At 68.5% G+C, this 2125-nt stretch carries 3 protein-coding genes; all 3 read left to right on the forward strand.

From position 1 onward, the window contains the following. Positions 1 to 937, forward strand: a 937-nt coding sequence (locus JOZ00_RS04840; protein ID WP_293340479.1) for a phosphotransferase family protein, incomplete at its 5' end; no start/stop codon positions are given. 19 nt (positions 938 to 956) lie between these two features. Continuing rightward, positions 957 to 1424, forward strand: a complete 468-nt coding sequence (locus tag JOZ00_RS04845; protein ID WP_293340482.1) for a hypothetical protein — start codon at positions 957 to 959, stop codon at positions 1422 to 1424. A 30-nt stretch (positions 1425 to 1454) separates the two neighbouring features. Further along, positions 1455 to 1976 (forward strand): GNAT family N-acetyltransferase, encoded by a 522-nt coding sequence (locus JOZ00_RS04850; protein ID WP_293340485.1) that lies wholly within the window; start codon positions 1455 to 1457, stop codon positions 1974 to 1976. Positions 1977 to 2125: the final 149 nt, after the last annotated feature.

Below are 2125 nucleotides of genomic sequence, written 5' to 3' on the forward strand. Positions count from 1 at the left end.
GCAGAACGTCATGCTGCGGTTCACCAGGGCCGGGCGGCCATACGTCCTGCGGCGTGGACCGCGGCACCTGCGTCCGCGCAGCAACAGCGTGATCCTGCGCGAAACGAAAGTGCTTGCCGCACTGGCGGGCTCGGATGTTCCGCACCCGCATCTGATCGCCGCATGCGACGACACGAGTGTGCTGGGCGACGCGGTCTTCTACCTGATGGACCCGATCGACGGCTTCAACGCCGGCGAGGGCCTGCCGCCGTTGCACGCGGGCGATGCCGGTGTGCGATTCCAGATGGGCCTGTCGATGGCGGACGCGCTGGCGAGGCTGGGCGCGGTCGACCATGTCGCCGTCGGGCTCACCGATTTCGGGCGGCCAGACGGTTTCCTGGAACGCCAGGTGCCGCGTTGGCTCTCGGAGCTGGAGTCCTACAACGAGTACGACGGCTATCCGGGACCCCAGATCCCCGGCATCGAAGAAGTCTCGTCCTGGCTGGAGCGGCGTCGTCCGACAACCTGGACGCCCGGCATCATGCATGGTGACTACCACGCCGCCAACGTGATGTTCTCCCGGACGGGACCCGAAGTTGTCGCCATCGTCGACTGGGAAATGTGCACGATCGGTGATCCGCTGCTGGACCTGGGCTGGCTCCTTGCGACGTGGCGACAGCCCGACGGTTCCAGCGTGTTCGGCCACGCCCTGGGCGGCCAGGACGGGCTGGCCAGCACCGACGATCTGCTGCATCGGTACGCCGCCAACACGACCCGCGACCTGTCGCAGATGACCTGGTACACCGTGCTGGCCTGCTTCAAGCTCGGCATCGTCATCGAAGGCACGCTGGCCCGAGCCTGCGCGGGTAAGGCGGAGAAAGAGGTGGGCGATCAGTTGCACGCGGCGACGGTGCATCTGTTTGAGCGGGCGCTGGGTCTGATCGACAAGGAAGCCTGACCTACTAACATCTCCTGTCGTGCCGCCTTATCCCGAAGAACCGGATTACTACTCCGAGCCCACCGCGGCCGCCCGGTACGGCGGGTACCACGACGCTGGGGATTACGGGCCCGAACCGGAGCCCCCGACGCCCTGGTATCGACGCCCGGCGGCGCTGATCGCTGTCGGCGCGATCGGGGTGATACTGCTCGCCGCGCTGGTGTTCACAATCGTCACGCTGGCGACGGGTTCGCGCGCGCACAGCCCCACGACGACGACACCGTCCACCACCGCGCCGGCGACCACGACTGCGGAGGCGCCCCGGCACCACGGCGGCGGCGGAGCGCCGACCGAAACCGTCACCGAGACGGCACCTCCGCCGAGCACCGACACGGGCACGACGTCCGAAGCGCCGAGCACCACTGCCGCTTCACCCAGCACCGACACCAGCACGGTGACCCAGACCGTGACGGTCCCGCCGCGCCGGCCGTTCCAGCCACGCCCCTAGGGCGCCGGCATGTCAGTGGGCCGTAGCCTCGTGCGCCCGGCGTCCGCGACGGATGCCGCCGCATGCGTCGCGCTTTACCGGCCCTATGTCGAGAACACGGTCATCAGTTGGGAGATCGAGGTCCCGGCCGTGAGCGAGATGGCAGCCCGAATCGCCGCGGCCCAGGAGAACCATGAATGGCTTGTTCTGGAACGCGATGAGCAGGTGATCGGGTTTGCCTACGCGCACGGGTTGAACCGCCTCGCGACGCACCGCTGGTCGACCGAGACCGGGATCTACGTCGACCTCGACCACCGTCGTGCCGGCGGCGGACGCCGGCTCTACACGGAACTGCTACGCCGGCTCACTGAGCGGGGCTATCGGCAGGCATTTGCCGGCATCACCCAACCCAACGAAGCCAGCAATGGTTTCCACCGATCGTTCGGCTTCCGTGAAGCCGGCCTATACCGGCGCGTGGAATGGAAACACGACGGCTGGCACGACGTCGCATGGATGCAACTGGAACTGCTCGGCGATGCGGAGCAGGGAGAACCGCCCGGCCTACTCAAGTGACCGGGCGTGCGCGCGAGGTCGGGGTTTAGCCGCCGCCACCGCCGACGAAGCCACCGCCGCCACCGAGGCGACCGCCGCCACCGCCGACGAAGCCACCGCCGCCACCCAGGAAGCCGCCGCCACCGCCGACGAAGCCGCCGCCACCACCG

The sequence above is a fragment of the Mycobacterium sp. genome (assembly GCF_019243155.1).
Classification (GTDB): Bacteria; Actinomycetota; Actinomycetes; order Mycobacteriales; family Mycobacteriaceae; genus Mycobacterium.